Source organism: Streptomyces sp. NPDC002144, from assembly GCF_053593695.1.
Map to the genome: position 1 here is coordinate 197,759 of NZ_JBSFDB010000015.1, position 15,218 is coordinate 212,976.

Sequence of the window (15,218 nt, forward strand, 5' to 3'; positions counted from 1 at the left end):
CGACAGTACGTGAACGACCGGATCTTGACGCCGGGGTGGCGGGGCCCGACGGCGGGAGGGAGCACCATGGAACCCGAACGCGCCGTCCGCTCCACTTCCGACGCATCCGAGTGAGGGAACCGATGTCTCGACTCAGCCGCGAGAAGAAGCGGGAACAGAAGGGGGCCGCGCTCCCCGCGGCCCTCGTGGCGGCACCGATCGACGTCCATGTCCCCGCGGGCGGTCCGGGAGCGGGGGGTGCCTCGATCGGCGGCGTTCCGGTCGTCCCGGCGGCCGGTGAGGAGATCCAGCAGGCCGTCCTCGACCACCTCCACCGCATCGCCCTCGCCACGGGCCATCCCGTTCGGGCCACGATTCACGACGAGCGCATCGGCTGCGTCGTACACCTCCAGGTGGCGGCCGACGGTTCGAGCACGTTCACGGGGGAGCCGGTACGGATGCCTCCGGCGGTCGAGCCGGTTGAGCTGAGCGAGCCGGTCGAGCAGGGGGAGCGGGCAAGGGGTGAGGCCCGGCGACGGGAGGAAGCGGTCCCGTCGGCTTCTGCGGTACGGGAGTCGGCCCCGGCGACGGCGGGCGTAGGTCCGTCGGGGGACGCGGTGGCGAAGGAGCACCCCGCGGAACCGTCCGGTCCCCAGCCCCAGTCCACGCCCTACCGAGACGTGCCCACGCACCTGCTGCGGCCGGCCTCCGAGCCCGTACGGGACGCCGCGCCGACCTTCCCGTTGCGCGCGCTGCCGGAGCCGCCTCAGGACCGCGCACCCGGCACGGTCGCACCGCCCACGGGACAATTCGGGCCGCCCCCGCCCATGGACGCGATCACGCCGCACGCGGTCGGCGGGGCCGACCAGGCATCCGGAACAAGGGCCGACGAGGCACCCGGAGCAAGCGCCGACCGAGCCGCCGTACCCCCGCGCATCACCACCCCCCACCCGCTCCCCGCGCCCCCCTCAGCCGCCCCAGCTCCCAGCCCCCTACCCGCGCCCGCCTCCGCCGCCCCCGCCCCCAACCCCCTCGCCATCCCGCCCCTCGACCCCGGGCCCGAGCCCACCCCGACCCCCGCCCGTGGGTTCGATGCCGTGGCCGAAGCGGTGCTGGGGGACGAGCCGTCCACCACCACCGGGGTTCTCGCGGAGCCGATGACACGGATCAACGAGGCCGTGAAGGCGGGGCGGATAGCCGAGGCGGACGGGTTGGCCGTGGGAGCCGTAGGGGAGGCCATGGCGGTGCTCGGGCCGGAGCACGGCGAGGTGCTGAAGCTGCGCGAACTGACCGCCTACATCGCCTACTTGGCGGGCGACCCGGTGCGTGCGTTCCGGCTGTCCCTCGACCTCGCAAGGACCTATCGGCGCACCGGCGACGCGGAGGGGGCGTACGGCAACGTCCAGAGCGCCGCCTCCGCCTGGCGCGCCGTACGCGACCCGCACCAGGGGCTGGAGCTGGGCCGCGACCTGATCGGCCTGTGGACGGAGCTGACGGCCGAGGACGGGCCGGCCGCCGACGACATCGAGGAACTGGAGTCGGCCCGCGCACGCATGGGCCGACTCACGGAACGCGCCCGCAAGTCGGCGCGGTGACGGTGACGGCGGGGAGCAGCCGAGCATTCACCCAACACGCCGGAACATCCCTGCCCGCGTCGGCGCGGTCAGGCGTCCACCGGAGCCGACGGTGCCACCTCGACCCGTGGCGCCTCCTCCAGCCGCCGCCTCATCTCCCGTGCCGTCCGCCACGCGTCGACGGTGAGCAGGCACAGGGCGCCCCACACCAGCGCGAACCCGGCCCACCGCTCGACCGGCATCGCCTCATGGAAGTACGCGACTCCCAGCAGGAACTGGAACACCGGTGCCAGATACTGCAGCAGCCCCAGGGTCGACAACGGCACCCGGATCGCCGCCGCGCCGAAGCACACGAGCGGCAGCGCGGTCACCACACCGGTCGCCGCGAGCAGCGCCCCGTGTCCGGGTCCCTCGGTGGTGAACGTGGAGTCCCCGCGCGAGGTCAGCCACAGCAGATAACCGACGGCCGGCAGGAACTGGATCGCGGTCTCCGCGGCCAGCGACTCGATCCCGCCCAGATTCACCTTCTTCTTCACGAGCCCGTATGTGGCGAAGGAGAAGGCCAGGGTCAGCGAGATCCACGGCGGCTGCCCGTACCCGACGGTCAGCACGATCACCGCGGCGAAGCCGATCCCGACCGCCGCCCACTGCACGGGCCGCAGCCGTTCCTTCAGGAGCAGTACGCCCATGGCGATGGTGACCAGCGGGTTGATGAAGTACCCGAGCGAGGCCTCGACGACATGGCCGCTGTTGACGGCCCAGATGTACACGCCCCAGTTGACGGTGATGACCGCCGCCGCCACGGCGACCAGCGCCAGCCGCCGCGGCTGCCGCAGCAGCTCACCGGCCCAGGCCCAGCGCCGTACATGGAGAAGCGCGACGGCGACGAAGACCAGCGACCACACCATGCGGTGGGCGAGGATCTCGACCGCGCCAGCGGGCTTGAGGAGGGGCCAGAAGAGGGGCACCAGGCCCCACATCCCGTACGCCGCGAAGCCGTTCAGCAGACCTGTGCGCCGCTCGCCCTTCGACTTCCCGCTCACGGGCACCTCCTCCTCGACGCTCTCGCGCCGTCGCACACGTATGCAGGCAAGAAGGTAACGCCGAAGGCCCCCGCCTGTCATGCCCGTATCGCTATACGGTCATGACAGGCGGGGGTGGTGCGTCCGAGAGCCCGGCGGGGGAGTGCGGCCCTCGGACCTCCGGCGAGGTCAGCCCTTGAGCGCGGCCGTGATCGCGTCGGCGATCGTGCTGGTCGGACGCCCGGCGAGCCGCGAGAGGTCACCGCTGTCGACGACCAGCTCGCCCTTCTCGACGGAGGCGTCGACGCCCGCGATGACCGCGGCGACCGGCTCCGGCAGCCCGGCGCCGGCCAGGATGCCGGTGAAGGCCTCGACGGAGACGGGGTTGTAGACGATCTCCTTGCCGGTCTGCTTGCTCAGCTCCGCCGCGTACTCCGCGAAGCTCCACGCCTCGTCGCCGCCCAGCTCGTACGTCTTGTTCTCGTGGCCCTCGCCGGTCAGTACGGCGACCGCGGCGGCCGCGTAGTCGGCGCGGGAGGCGGAGGAGATGCGGCCGTCACCGGCAGCCTGGACCACGGCGTTGTGCTCCAGCACCGGGGCGAGGTTCTCGGTGTAGTTCTCGTGGTACCAGCCGTTGCGCAGCAGGACGTACGGCACGCCGGAGCCGAGCAGGATCTCCTCGGTGCCGCGGTGGTCGTCGGCGAGGGCGGCCTTCAAGGCGCCCGGGGCGCTGGTGTAGGCGAGCAGGGCGACCCCGGCCGCCTTGGCGGCCTCGATGACGACCCGGTGCTGGCCGACGCGGTCGTTGCCGACCTCGCTGCCACTGATGAGCAGCACCTTGTCGCCTGCGGAGAAGACGTGGTCGAAGGTCTCGGGGGCGTTGTAGTCGGCGACCGCGAGCCTCACGCCGCGCTCGGCGAGGTCGGCGGCCTTGGCCTCGTCGCGCACGACGGCGGTGACCTGCTCGGCCGGGACCTTCTCCAGCAGCTGCTCGATGACGTGCCCGCCGAGGTGTCCGGTGGCTCCGGTGACGACGATGCTCATGATGTGCGATCTCCTTGTGGGGTGCGGATGTCACTAACCCTAGGGGGAGCGCTAACTCTGCGAAAGTACCCACTTTGAAGTAAGGTACTGGCATGGCCGTAAGTGCAGTGGACTCCGTTGTCTCCAAGTACGACACCGGCGAGGCGATGTGCCCGTACCGCCTCGTCCTGGAACACGTCACCAGCCGCTGGGGCGTCCTCGTCCTGATCGAGCTCCTCGACCGCCCGTACCGCTTCAGCGAACTGCGCCGGGCGATCGGCCGCGTCAGCGAGAAGATGCTGACCCAGACCCTCCAGACCCTGGAACGCGACGGCCTGGTCCACCGCGACGCCAAGCCGGTCATCCCGCCCCGAGTCGACTACTCGCTGACCGACCTCGGCCGCGAGGCGGCGGAACAGGTGAGGGCGCTGGCGGGGTGGACCCAGAAGCGGCTGGATGCGGTGCAGGAGGCGCGGGAGCGGTACGACGCCGCGAAGGCCGATGCCGGCTCGTCCGACCAGTGAGCGACGAGGAGTGAGCGGCACCCGCCCGAGGAACGAGAAGGGCCCGGATGCCGTGCGGTGCATCCGGGCCCCTTTGTGTCGCACGCGGCGGTCGTCAGCCGACCACCGTCCAGGTGTCGCCGCCCGCCAGCAGCGTCGCCAGGTCGCCCTTGCCGTTCTGTTCGATGGCGGAGTCCAGCTGGTCGGCCATCTGGGTGTCGTAGACCGGCCGGTCCACCGAGCGCAGGACGCCGATCGGGGTGTGGTGGAGGGTGTCCGGGTCGGCCAGGCGGGAGAGGGCGAAGGCGGTCGTGGGGGACGCCGCGTGGGCGTCGTGGACCAGGATCTGGGACTCGTTGTCCGGCGTCACGTCGACCACCTTCAGATCGCCGGTGACCGCATCGCGGACGACGCCCCGCGAACCGTCCGCCCCGAAGCGGATCGGCTGCCCGTGCTCGAGGCGGATCACCGCCTCCTCCGCCTGCTGCTTGTCCTTGAGGGCGTCGAAGGCGCCGTCGTTGAAGATGTTGCAGTTCTGGTAGATCTCGATCAGCGCCGTGCCCGGGTGGGCCGCGGCCTGGCGCAGGACCTCGGTGAGGTGCTTGCGGTCGGAGTCGATGGTGCGGGCGACGAAGGACGCCTCCGCGCCGAGGGCGAGGGACACCGGGTTGAAGGGGGCGTCCAGCGAGCCCATCGGCGTCGACTTCGTGATCTTTCCGACCTCGGAGGTCGGGGAGTACTGGCCCTTGGTCAGGCCGTAGATCCGGTTGTTGAACAGCAGGATCTTCAGGTTCACATTCCGGCGCAGGGCGTGGATCAGGTGGTTTCCGCCGATCGACAGCGCATCGCCGTCACCGGTGACCACCCACACCGACAGATCCCGCCGCGAGGCCGCGAGCCCCGTCGCGATCGCCGGCGCACGGCCGTGGATGGAGTGCATGCCGTACGTGTTCATGTAGTACGGGAAGCGGGACGAGCAGCCGATGCCCGAGACGAAGACGATGTTCTCCTTGGCCAGGCCCAGCTCCGGCATGAAGCCCTGGACGGCCGCCAGGATCGCGTAGTCACCGCAGCCGGGGCACCAGCGCACTTCCTGATCGGACTTGAAGTCCTTCATGGACTGCCGGGCCGCGGCCTTGGGGACGAGAGTGAGCGCCTCGATCGTGCCCGTGCCTTCCGTGGACGTCTCAGCCATCGATGGCCTCCTTGAGAGCCGTGGCGAGCTGCTCAGCCTTGAACGGCATGCCGTTGACCTGGTTGTACGAGTGGGCGTCGACCAGGTACTTCGCCCGGATCAGCGTGGCGAGCTGACCGAGGTTCATCTCGGGGATCACGACCTTCTCGTAACGCCCGAGCACCGCGCCCAGATTCCGCGGGAAGGGGTTGAGGTGGCGCAGATGCGCCTGCGCGATCGACTCACCGGCCGCCCGCAGCCGCCGTACCGCCGCCGTGATCGGTCCGTACGTCGAGCCCCAGCCCAGCACCAGGGTGCGTGCCTCGTGCGGGTCGTCGACCTCCAGATCCGGTACGTCGATGCCGTCGATCTTGGCCTGCCGGGTGCGGACCATGAAGTCGTGGTTGGCGGGGTCGTAGGAGATGTTGCCGGTGCCGTCCTGCTTCTCGATGCCGCCGATGCGGTGCTCCAGGCCGGGCGTGCCCGGGACGGCCCAGGGGCGGGCGAGGGTCTGCGGGTCGCGCTTGTAGGGCCAGAAGACCTCGCTGCCGTCGGGCAGAGTGTGGTTGGGGCCCTGCGCGAACTGCACGGTCAGGTCCGGGAGTTCGTCGAGTTCCGGGATGCGCCAGGGCTCGGAGCCGTTGGCCAGGTAGCCGTCGGACAGCAGCATCACGGGGGTTCTGTAGGTCAGGGCGATGCGGACGGCCTCCAGGGCCGCGTCGAAGCAGTCGGCCGGCGTGCGCGGGGCGACGATCGGGACCGGCGCCTCGCCGTTGCGGCCGAACATGGCCTGCAGCAGGTCGGCCTGCTCGGTCTTGGTCGGCAGACCCGTGGACGGACCGCCGCGCTGGATGTCGATGACCAGCAGCGGCAGCTCCAGGGAGACCGCGAGCCCGATGGTCTCGCTCTTGAGCGCCACACCCGGACCGGACGTCGTCGTCACGCCCAGCGCGCCGCCGAAGGCCGCGCCCAGGGCCGCGCCGATGCCCGCGATCTCGTCCTCGGCCTGGAAGGTGCGCACGCCGAAGTTCTTGTGCCGGCTCAGCTCGTGCAGGATGTCCGAGGCCGGAGTGATCGGGTACGAGCCCAGGAACAGCGGCAGATCGGCCTGGCGCGAGGCCGCGATCAGACCGTAGGCGAGCGCGAGGTTGCCGGAGATGTTGCGGTACAGGCCCGGCGGGAACGCGGTCGTCGCCGGGGCGATCTCGTAGGAGACCGCGAAGTCCTCCGTCGTCTCGCCGAAGTTCCAGCCCGCGCGGTAGGCCGCCAGGTTCGCCTCGGCGATCTCCGGCTTCTTCGCGAACTTGGTGCGCAGGAACTTCTCGGTGCCCTCGGTCGGCCGGTGGTACATCCAGCTCAGCAGCCCCAGCGCGAACATGTTCTTGCTGCGCTCGGCCTCTTTCCGGCTGAGGTCGAAGTCCTTGAGGGCCTCCACCGTCAGCGTGGTCAGCGGCACCTCGTGCAGGCTGTAGCCGTCCAGCGAGCCGTCCTCCAGCGGGGAGACGGCGTAGCCGACCTTCTGCATCGCCCGTTTGGTGAACTCGTCCGTGTTGACGATGATCTCCGCGCCGCGCGGCAGATCGCCGATGTTCGCCTTCAGCGCGGCCGGGTTCATCGCGACGAGCACGTTCGGCGCGTCGCCCGGAGTGAGGATGTCGTGGTCGGCGAAGTGGAGCTGGAAGGACGAGACACCCGGGAGGGTTCCGGCGGGGGCGCGGATCTCGGCGGGGAAGTTGGGAAGGGTGGAGAGATCGTTGCCGAAGGACGCCGTCTCCGACGTGAAGCGGTCACCGGTGAGCTGCATCCCGTCACCGGAGTCTCCCGCGAACCTGATGATCACCCGGTCCAGCCGGCGGACGTCCTTCGTCCCCGCCGGCCTGCGCTGCTCTCCTACGACGGCTCCGTCCGCCGTGTCCGCTTCTGCCTGCTCCGTTGTCCTGCTGACCTGGCTGGTCACTGAACTGGACCTCCCTCGAGGCGGCTGTCTGGGACCGGCCTTCCCGCAGGCCTTCCCAGGATCAACCCTACGTCCGTTAGGGTCGCCTTCCCTCGGCCATTCGCATGATGGACACGCATTTGAGACGGTCCGACGCCCTGAATTGTCATGATTTCTCGCCCCCCGGCGCTTGCTGTGAAGACGCTCCCCGCGATTCTTCGGTTCTGGGGCTGGACGGACGCTGGACTGACGGCTGAGCGCGCGGCCGCCGGTCCGGTGTCAGCCGGTCATGAGTTGAGGTAGGTGAGGACCGCGAGAACACGCCGGTGATCCCCGTCGCTCTGCGACAGCCCGAGCTTCAGGAAGATGTTGCTGACGTGCTTCTCCACGGCGCCGTCGCTGACCACGAGCTGCCGGGCGATCGCGGAGTTCGTCCGTCCCTCGGCCATCAGTCCCAACACCTCCCGTTCCCGCGGCGTGAGCCCGGCCAGCACATCCTGCTTACGGCTGCGTCCGAGCAGCTGCGCCACCACCTCCGGGTCCAGCGCGGTACCGCCCCGGGCCACCCGCACCACCGCGTCCACGAACTCACGCACCTCGGCCACCCGGTCCTTGAGCAGGTAGCCGACGCCGTGACTGGACCCGGCGAGCAGCTCGGTGGCGTACCGCTCCTCCACGTACTGCGACAGTACGAGTACCCCGAGACCGGGATGTGCCTTCCGCAGTTGTACGGCGGCTCGCACCCCTTCGTCGGTGTGCGTCGGCGGCATCCGCACGTCCGCGACCACCACGTCCGGCAGCTCGCCCTGCCCGTCGAGCTCCGTGATGGTCTTGATCAGCGCCTCCCCGTCCCCGACCCCGGCGACGACGTCGTGCCCACGGTCGGTCAACAGCCGCGTCAGCCCCTCCCGCAGGAGCACCGAATCCTCGGCGATGACCACCCGCACCCTGTCCTCCACGATGTCCGGCCCCCCACGCCCTGTTCCGTCTGCCAGTAGTCCAGCATTCCAGCATCCGGACCCTGAGGGGCCCCGGCAACGCGATTCCCTGGGCAATCAGCGGGAAACAGCCGCACGGCAGGCCCGTTTCCGGCCTGCCGTGCGGGTGATCCGATCATCGGCCGTACGGGAATCGGGCGTACGGGAACTGGGAGTACGGGAATCAGGCGTACGGGAACTGTGCGTACGGGAATCGGGCGTACGGACGCGTCACCGCAACGACCGCTCCCCCCGCCACGGCAGCTCCGCCGTCACCCGGGTCGGGCCGCCCGTCGGGGAGTCCACCACCAGGATCCCGTCCACCGCGTCCAGCCGCTCCGCGAGCCCGGCCAGGCCCGAACCGGTGGAGGCGTCCGCGCCGCCCACGCCGTTGTCGACGACCTGCACCATCAGCCGGCCCTCGACCCGCCACACGTCCACCGCCGCCCAGGTGGCCCGGGAGTGCTTGCTGATGTTCTGCAGCAGCTCCGACACCGTGAAGTAGGCGATCCCCTCGATCGCGGGCGCCGGCCGCTCGGCCAGATCCACCTCCACCTGCACGGGCACGGTGCAGCGGGAGGCGACGGCGGACAGCGCCGCGTCCAGGCCCCGGTCGGTGAGTACGGCGGGATGGATGCCCCGCGCCAGGTCCCGCAGCTCCTGCAGCGCCGTCTTCACCTCACCGTGCGCCTCGTCCACCATCCGCGCCGCCGCCCGCGGATCCTCCGCCAGCTTCTCCTTCGCCAGCCCCAGATCCATCGCCAGCGCCACCAGCCGCGCCTGCGCCCCGTCGTGCAGGTCCCGCTCGATCCGCCGCAGATCGGCCGCAGCGGCGTCCACCACGACCCCCCGGTCCGACTCCAGCTCCACCACCCGCGCCGACAGCCGCGACGGCCCCAGCAGCCCGTGCACCATGACCCGGTCCACCATGGTCAGCGCCCGCACGATCCACGGCGTGGCCAGCGTGAACAACAGCCCCACCAACGCCGTGACGGTGATCTCGAACGGGTTGTCGAGGTAGACCGAGTGATGGGCGTCGCCGAACAGCTGCAGCCCGCCTTGACCGGCGTACACCGGGAAGACCCAGAACCACAGCGGGTACGTCAGCAGCGCCCAGCCGTACGCCCAGAAGTTCACGGCGACCACGAACGAGAACACCGACCAGGGGAACTGCAGCAGCGCGTACAGCAGCGTCCGCCACGAGGTGCCGCTCTTCAGCACGGCCCCCATCCAGGCCATCACCCCGGACTTCCTCATCCGCAGCGGCTCTGGGTCCCCCACCTCCAGCCCCAGCATGCCGCGCGCCCGCGCCCGCTCCAGCGCCCCGAACCCCCGGCAGCCGGCGAGCCCCGCCGCCAGCACCGGGATGCCGAGGAACGTCACCAGCAGACCGGCGCCGAGCGCCACCATGGTCACGGCGTACGTGAAGAGCATGATCCCGATCGGCAGGCTCAGCAGCACATACCCGAACTCCCGCCAGCTGCGCGCCTCGAACGGCGCCCGCAGCCCGGCAGGCAGCCGGCGCCGGCGCGGCTCGGCGAGCCCGAACCCGCTGTCGTACCCGTGCCCGTAGCCCTGTCCGTACTCCGTGGCCATCGGCGTCGTCCGTTCTACTCGTCCCGTTCCTTGTGCGGCTTCTTCCGCCCTACCTCCACCCTGCTGCGCCGCAGGTCCGCGAACCATGGAGTCCGTCGGCATCTTCGGCGGGGGGTTTTCCCTACCCCGCGGCCCCGGAACGGTCGCGCCAGGGCAGTTCCGCCGTGACGACGGTCGGCCCGCCCTGCGGCGAGTCGACGACGAACAGCCCGTCGACCGCGCCCAGCCGCTCGGCCAGCCCCCGCATACCGCTGCCGCCGTCCAGCCGCGCACCGCCCCGGCCGTCGTCCTCGACCTGGATGAGCAGCCGGTTCTCCGCCCGCCACACCTCGACGACCGCGTTCCTCGCCCCGCTGTGCTTGCTGATGTTCTGCAGCAGCTCCGACACGGTGAAATAGGCGATGCCCTCGATGGCCGCGGCCGGCCGCGACTCCAGATCCACCGTCACCTTGACGGGCACGGTGCAGCGGGAGGCGACAGCGGACAGCGCCGCGTCCAGTCCCCGGTCGGTGAGTACGGCGGGATGGATGCCCCGCGCCAGGTCCCGCAGCTCCTGCAGCGCGAGCTTCACCTCGCCATGCGCCTCGGCGACCATCTCCGCCGCCGAGTCGGGATCCTCCAGGAGCTTCTCCTTCGCCAGGCCCAGCCCCATCGCCAGATTGACCAGCCGCGCCTGCGCCCCGTCGTGCAGGTCGCGCTCGATGCGCCGCAGATCCGCGTTGGCCGTGTCGACCACGACCCCCCGGTCCGACTCCAGCTCGGCGATGCGCCGCTCCAGCTCGTCGGAGGGCGACAGCAGCCCACGCACCATCGCCCGGTCCGCGTTGGCCAGCCCGCGCGCGATGAACGGCAGCACCGGCCACAGCACGAACAACGAGGTCAGCGTGGTGACGAAGGTGAGGATGCCCCACGGCAGCCGGATGAAGTCGTACAGCACCGTGCGCCAGGCGACCGGATCCTTCACCGCCATCCACAGCCAGGGCAGGAAACCGCCCGCCGCCGCACGCCGGGGCAGCGGACTCGGCTCGTCGACGCGCACCCCGAGCAGCCGCCGGGCCCGCGCCCGCTCCATCCGCCCCCAGCGCCGCGCACCCATCAGCCCGGCCGCCAGCAACGGGAACCCGATCACCGTCACGGTCAGCCAGAAACCGGTCCACAGCACCGTCACGACGTAGACGAACCCGAACACCGCCAGCGGAAGATTCGCCAGCAGATGCGCGATCTCCTTCCAGGTGTGTCCTTCGTAGGCGAGACGGGCGGGCGGCAGACGGTCGTCGGCGCCTTCCGGGGCCCGGGCCGGGCGCGAGAATCCTTCGGTCATATGGGCTAGCGTGCCGCGCGCCGGGCGCCCGCGCCATGAGGTCGGCCGCCCCCGTCTGCTGGGGAAAACCCCACCTTGGCATCACGTGCCGATCTCAAGGCATGACGGGCTGCTTACCGTCCCTTTATCAGGGCCTAGACTCCCTGCGTACAGATCGTCGAACAGCAGCGAGTGAAGCGAGTGAGGGGACGGACGTGCGGGAACCGACCGTCGTCATCGCGGCGGGCTACTTCCGGTCGTACTCGGTCGTCGGACTGCTCGCCGTGGTCGGCGTGCTCTTCGTGGCCGTCGCCTTCGGCGCGGGCCGCCTGCTGCGGCCGGTGGTCCCCACCCCGGAGAAACTCCTGACGTACGAGTGCGGAGTCGACCCCGTCGGCGAAGGCTGGGCCCACACCCAGGTCCGCTACTACGTCTACGCCTTCCTGTACGTCGTCTTCGCCGTCGACTCGATCTTCCTGTTCCCCTGGGCGACGGTCTTCGCCGCCCCGGGTTACGGCGCGACGACCCTGGTCGAGATGTTCATCTTCCTCGGCTTCCTGGCCGTGGGGCTGCTGTACGCATACAAGAAGGGCGTACTGGCATGGACGTGACGCCAGAGACCAACGTCACCGAGGTCAACGCTGTCACTGCTGTCAACGATGTCACCGGTGTCACCGACGGGCAGCCGGTCCAGCCGCCGTTGCAGCCGGTCCTGTTGCCGGAGCCGAAGCGACTCGGCGCCCTCGCCCGCCTCGCGCCGGAACCGATGAAGGTGATCCTCAACTGGGGCCGCCGCTACTCGCTCTGGGTCTTCAACTTCGGCCTGGCCTGCTGCGCGATCGAGTTCATCGCCGCGTCGATGGCCCGCCACGACTTCATCCGCCTCGGCGTGATCCCCTTCGCCCCGGGCCCCCGCCAGGCCGACCTGATGGTCGTCTCCGGCACGGTCACGGACAAGATGGCCCCGGCCGTGAAGCGCCTGTACGAACAGATGCCGGAACCGAAGTACGTCATCTCCTTCGGCGCCTGCTCCAACTGCGGGGGCCCCTACTGGGACTCCTACTCCGTCACCAAGGGCGTCGACCAGATCATCCCGGTCGACGTCTACGTCCCCGGCTGCCCACCCCGCCCGGAAGCCCTCCTCCAGGGCATCCTCAAACTCCAGGAGAAGATCGCCAGGGAGTCCCTGGGCGAGCGGTACGGCGCGGTGGACGCAGGTGCTCGGCCGTCGGCGGAAGCTCTGCAGAGCGGGCTGGTGAAGGGGCCGGGGGAGAGGGCGGCATCGGGGGCCGGTGTTTCCGACTCCGAAGCCGATGACTCTCGGGCTTCCGACGCTCCGACTTCCGACGCTCCGACTTCCGACGCTCCGGCTTCTGAGGAGGGTCGATGAGCACGGTCGGCTGGCTTCCCGCCCCGGTCGAGGAACTGTTCGGTACGGAGGCCACGGCGGACGTGTCCTACGACGTCCTGACCGTGGACGTTCCGCTCGCCTCCTGGCTCACCGCGCTGGCGGTGGCCCGTGACCAGCTGGCCTGCACCTACTTCGACTGGCTGAGCGCGGTCGACGAACCCGGCACGGGCTTCCGCGTCTCGGCACACGTCGTCGCCCTCGCCCCGGTCCGCCGCCTCCTCCTGCGTACGACGGTCCCGCACGACGCGCCGGCCCTGCCGAGCGCGGTCAACCTCTACGCGGGCGCCGCGTGGCACGAACGCGAGACCCACGAAATGTTCGGCGTGACCTTCGAAGGCCACCCCTCACTTGACCACCTCCTCCTCCCGGAGACCTTCGAGGGGCACCCCCTCCGCAAGGACTTCGTCCTCGCCGCCCGAGTCGCCAAGGCCTGGCCCGGCGCCAAGGAACCCGGCGAGTCCGACCACGGCGGCCCCAAACGCCGTCAGATGCTCCCCCCGGGCGTCCCGGACCCCAACGAGTGGGGCCCCCTGAAGGGCCAACTCCCTCCGGCCCCGCCCCGCCCCGCCCGAGGGGCAGGCCGCACCGCAGCGGACCGAACCGCCCCAGACCGCCCGGCCCGCACCACAGCCGACCGCCCGGCCCGCCGAACCCGCTCGGCCTCCGAACGCTCCGCCAGCCAGACGGAACCGAAGGCGCCCGCGGGAGCTTCAGCGGCGGAGACTTCAACTGCCGGGACGGCACCGAGGCGCGCGCGTTCGGCGGCTGAGGGCTCGGTGAGCCAGACGGGCGCGTCGGAGGGAGCAGAGTCCCGGCGCGCGCGCTCGGCGGCGGAAGGTTCGGCGAGTCAGACGCCAGGCACGTCGGGGGCGGGTCCGAGGCGTGCGCGTTCGGCGGCTGAGGGTTCGGTGAGCCAGACGGGCGCGTCGGAGGGAGCAGAGTCCCGGCGCGCGCGCTCGGCAGCTGAAGGTTCGGCGAGTCAGGCCGAGACGGTGGCCGGCGAGACCTCCGCTGCGGATGCTCCGTCGACTGCCGCACCACGGCGTACCCGCTCGGCGGCCGACGGTTCCGTGAGCCAGACGGCGGCCGGCACCCAGAGCGCGGCAGAAGGGTCGGCGCCGGGGACTGAGGACGTGACGCCTGCCGCCGAGCCCCCAACCGGGGCTGCCGAGTCCGCGACCGGCGCCTCCGAGCCCCCTGCCCCGGCGGCGCCCACTACCCCCCGCCGCTCGCGGAGTGCGAGCCAGGGCTCGGCGAGCCAGCGAGCCACGACGTCGACCGACGAGGGCGCCGGGACCGACGAGGGATCCGGGGCCGAGGAGGGCTCGGGGCCGCGGCCCACCTCGACCACACCCGAACCGAAGGCGACCACCGCTCCGCGCAGCCCGGACGCTCCTTGGCACCACGCCCGCCCAGCCTTCGACGACCCCGCCCCATCCGCCCGTCCGGCCCCCAAGCTCCAGCCACCGGAGCGGGCAGACCAGCCGCACCCCGCTATGGCATCGGAGCCCCCCACCCCCGAGCAGCCCGCACAGAACAGGCCCGCTCCCCAAACCCCCGCCCCGGACGCACCAGCGCCTGAAGACTCCGCACGCCAAGCCCCCGCGTCCGAAGACCCAACGCCGGAAGCCTCCGCGCCCCAGACTCCCGCACCCGAAGCACCGGCGTCCGCAGACCCCGCGCCCGAAGCCCCGGCGTCCGCAGACCCCGCGTCCGAGGACGCCACCCCCGAAGACCCCCAAGGAGGCCCGCAGTGAACGACGCTCTCGACGTCGCTCTGCGACTCCTGGTCGTCTTCGTCGTCTTTCTCACCTTCCCCCTGATCGTCGGTCAGACCGAGCACAAGGTGATGGCCCACATGCAGGGCCGCCTCGGCCCGATGTACGCGGGCGGATTCCACGGCTGGGCCCAACTCGTGGCCGACGGCGTGAAGTTCGCCCAGAAGGAAGACGTCGTACCGGCCGGCGCCGACCGCCGCGTGTTCCAGCTCGCCCCCGCCGTCGCCCTCCTCCCCTACCTCGTCGTCCTCCTCGCCATCCCCATCGGCCCCGGTGAGGGCGCCGTCGGCCAGGTCCTGGACGCCGGCATCTTCTTCGTCCTCGCGGTGATGGGCATCGGCGTCCTCGGCTCCCTCATGGCCGGCTGGGCCTCCGCCAACAAGTTCTCCCTCCTCGGCGGCCTCCGCACCGCCGCCCAGCTCCTCGCCTACGAACTCCCCATGCTCCTCGCCGCCGCCTCCGTCGCGATGGCGGCCGGCACCGTCTCCCTCCCCGGCATCCTCGACGCCTTCCACTGGTGGTGGCTGCCCTGGCAGATCGTCGGCGCCGTCGTCTTCTTCGTCGCCGGCCTCGCCGAACTTCAGCGCCCGCCCTTCGACATGCCCGTCGCCGACTCGGAGATCATCTTCGGCGCCTACACCGAGTACACCGGCCTGCGCTTCGCCCTGTTCCTCCTCGCCGAGTACGCCGGGATCATCGTCCTGTGCGGCCTGACCACCGTCCTCTTCCTGGGCGGCTGGCACGGTCCCTGGGGCGCCGACGGCCTCGGCTGGGTGTGGACCCTGCTGAAGACGGCCGTCCTCGCCTTCGTCGTGATCTGGCTCCGCGTCACCTATCCCCGCCTGCGCGAGGACCAGCTCCAGAAACTCTCCTGGACCCTCCTCGTCCCCCTCTCCCTCGCTCAGATCGCCCTCACCGGCATCGTCAAGGTGGTGATCCAGTAGC

Annotated in this window: 13 protein-coding genes; 6 read left to right on the forward strand and 7 right to left on the reverse strand. The window is 71.0% G+C overall.

All coding sequences use genetic code 11. From position 1 onward, the window contains the following. The first annotated feature begins 122 nt into the window (after window positions 1–122). Window positions 123–1,574: a tetratricopeptide repeat protein gene (locus tag ACWCQ1_RS23825; protein WP_451027318.1), complete on the forward strand. Its 1,452-nt coding sequence runs from the start codon at window positions 123–125 to the stop codon at window positions 1,572–1,574. Window positions 1,575–1,642: 68 nt separating this feature from the next. Here the strand turns inward: ACWCQ1_RS23825 and rarD are convergent, their stop codons facing one another. Together rarD and ACWCQ1_RS23835 are read right to left on the reverse strand one after the other, a co-directional pair. Next, window positions 1,643–2,596 (reverse strand): EamA family transporter RarD, encoded by a 954-nt coding sequence (rarD, locus tag ACWCQ1_RS23830; RefSeq protein WP_133043345.1) that lies wholly within the window; start codon window positions 2,594–2,596, stop codon window positions 1,643–1,645. A gap of 168 nt (window positions 2,597–2,764) precedes the next feature. Beyond that, a complete protein-coding gene (locus ACWCQ1_RS23835) occupies window positions 2,765–3,619 on the reverse strand; it encodes an SDR family oxidoreductase (RefSeq protein WP_451027319.1) in 855 nt (284 codons plus the stop codon). Between the two features lie 92 nt (window positions 3,620–3,711). On the opposite strand from ACWCQ1_RS23835, the gene ACWCQ1_RS23840 reads away from it, so the two are divergent. Then, a complete protein-coding gene (locus ACWCQ1_RS23840) occupies window positions 3,712–4,122 on the forward strand; it encodes a winged helix-turn-helix transcriptional regulator (protein WP_358593161.1) in 411 nt (136 codons plus the stop codon). 94 nt (window positions 4,123–4,216) lie between these two features. Here ACWCQ1_RS23840 and ACWCQ1_RS23845 read toward each other — a convergent pair whose 3' ends face one another. The 5 genes from ACWCQ1_RS23845 to ACWCQ1_RS23865 form a co-directional block, all read right to left on the reverse strand. Beyond that, window positions 4,217–5,296 carry a 2-oxoacid:ferredoxin oxidoreductase subunit beta gene (locus ACWCQ1_RS23845; protein ID WP_133043342.1) on the reverse strand — a complete coding sequence of 360 codons (1,080 nt, stop codon included), beginning with the start codon at window positions 5,294–5,296 and terminating at the stop codon, window positions 4,217–4,219. Then, a complete protein-coding gene (locus tag ACWCQ1_RS23850) occupies window positions 5,289–7,232 on the reverse strand; it encodes a 2-oxoacid:acceptor oxidoreductase subunit alpha (RefSeq protein ID WP_133043341.1) in 1,944 nt (647 codons plus the stop codon). The genes ACWCQ1_RS23845 and ACWCQ1_RS23850 overlap by 8 nt, the downstream gene beginning before the upstream one ends. Before the next feature lie 266 nt (window positions 7,233–7,498). Continuing rightward, a complete protein-coding gene (locus tag ACWCQ1_RS23855; RefSeq protein ID WP_308286707.1) occupies window positions 7,499–8,158 on the reverse strand; it encodes a LuxR C-terminal-related transcriptional regulator in 660 nt (219 codons plus the stop codon). 261 nt (window positions 8,159–8,419) lie between these two features. Further along, entirely contained in the window at window positions 8,420–9,784 is a 1,365-nt protein-coding gene (locus tag ACWCQ1_RS23860) for a sensor histidine kinase (protein ID WP_358593162.1), read from the reverse strand. 121 nt (window positions 9,785–9,905) lie between these two features. After that, entirely contained in the window at window positions 9,906–11,105 is a 1,200-nt protein-coding gene (locus ACWCQ1_RS23865) for a sensor histidine kinase (RefSeq protein WP_358593163.1), read from the reverse strand. A 143-nt stretch (window positions 11,106–11,248) separates the two neighbouring features. On the opposite strand from ACWCQ1_RS23865, the gene ACWCQ1_RS23870 reads away from it, so the two are divergent. The 4 genes from ACWCQ1_RS23870 to ACWCQ1_RS23885 are packed head-to-tail and all read left to right on the forward strand — an operon-like array spanning window position 11,249 to window position 15,217. After that, complete coding sequence (locus ACWCQ1_RS23870) at window positions 11,249–11,695, forward strand: NADH-quinone oxidoreductase subunit A (RefSeq protein WP_451027340.1); 447 nt, start codon at window positions 11,249–11,251, stop codon at window positions 11,693–11,695. After that, window positions 11,686–12,474 (forward strand): NADH-quinone oxidoreductase subunit B, encoded by a 789-nt coding sequence (locus ACWCQ1_RS23875; protein ID WP_451027320.1) that lies wholly within the window; start codon window positions 11,686–11,688, stop codon window positions 12,472–12,474. Before ACWCQ1_RS23870 ends, ACWCQ1_RS23875 begins: the two co-directional genes overlap by 10 nt. Further along, window positions 12,471–14,252 carry an NADH-quinone oxidoreductase subunit C gene (locus tag ACWCQ1_RS23880; RefSeq protein WP_451027321.1) on the forward strand — a complete coding sequence of 594 codons (1,782 nt, stop codon included), beginning with the start codon at window positions 12,471–12,473 and terminating at the stop codon, window positions 14,250–14,252. The genes ACWCQ1_RS23875 and ACWCQ1_RS23880 overlap by 4 nt, the downstream gene beginning before the upstream one ends. After that, window positions 14,249–15,217: a complex I subunit 1/NuoH family protein gene (locus ACWCQ1_RS23885; protein ID WP_133043335.1), complete on the forward strand. Its 969-nt coding sequence runs from the start codon at window positions 14,249–14,251 to the stop codon at window positions 15,215–15,217. The genes ACWCQ1_RS23880 and ACWCQ1_RS23885 overlap by 4 nt, the downstream gene beginning before the upstream one ends. Window position 15,218 lies beyond the last annotated feature (1 nt).